This is a genomic window from Luteimonas flava, assembly GCF_036584485.1.
GTDB classification, from domain to species: Bacteria; Pseudomonadota; Gammaproteobacteria; order Xanthomonadales; family Xanthomonadaceae; genus Luteimonas; species Luteimonas flava.
On sequence record NZ_JAZHBM010000009.1, the window covers coordinates 1 to 884 of the forward strand.

General features: G+C 49.1%; 1 rRNA gene. It reads left to right on the forward strand.

Annotation, left to right across the window (positions count from 1 at the left end):
* Window positions 1-884 (forward strand): 23S ribosomal RNA (locus V3391_RS17480); the annotation flags it as partial.

The following is an 884-nucleotide window of genomic DNA, read 5'->3' on the forward strand; positions in this document are numbered from 1 at the left end:
GTAACTTCGGGAAAAGGATTGGCTCTAAGGGCTGGGTCGGTCGGGCTGCATCTCGAAGCGGGCCTGGAATCGGCAGGGGCTGGGTGAGACCGTGCCGCGCGTTCGCGTGTGGTGCGGTCGAGCTCGGACCGTCGCCGGGACCTTCCCGTGGAGAGGTACAGCTGTGCGGCCCGGTGGTTTCGGCCGCCGACGTCGCTTCGGCCGGCATCTAACAACCGACTTAGAACTGGTACGGACAAGGGGAATCCGACTGTTTAATTAAAACAAAGCATTGCGATGGCCGGTGATCGGTGTTGACGCAATGTGATTTCTGCCCAGTGCTCTGAATGTGAATTTGTAGAAATGCACCAAAGCGCGGGTTAACGGCGGGAGTAACTATGACTCTCTTAAGGTAGCCAAATGCCTCGTCTTCTAATTAGAGACGTGCACGAATGGATCAACGAGACTCTTACTGTCCCTATTTACCACTTGGCGAACTCACTGTCGAGGGAACGGGCTCGACGAAAAATATGGGGAAAGAAGACCCTTTTGAGCTTAACTCTAGTCAGACATTGTGAAACGGCGCGGACGGTATAGTTATAAGTGGGAGTTTGTAAAAGGACGAACTTGAAATACCACTACGACTGTAGCTGTTTTACTTAATTTTCATGCAGAATAGATGTTCTTCCATCTATTTCAAGGGGTAATTGTAACGACACGTTGGAATGAGCTGTAACGGAGGAACTACGCTGAGTATATCGCTGTTTCTTTAGGGTTTGCTAAGGTTGAGTATTTGTGCGAGTACTGTATGTTGGCAGGAAAGTATGCTTCAGGATCTGGTAAAACGTTCTAACCTCTGTCTTACGAGATCTGTAAAAATAACATTATTTGGTAGGAAAGTATGC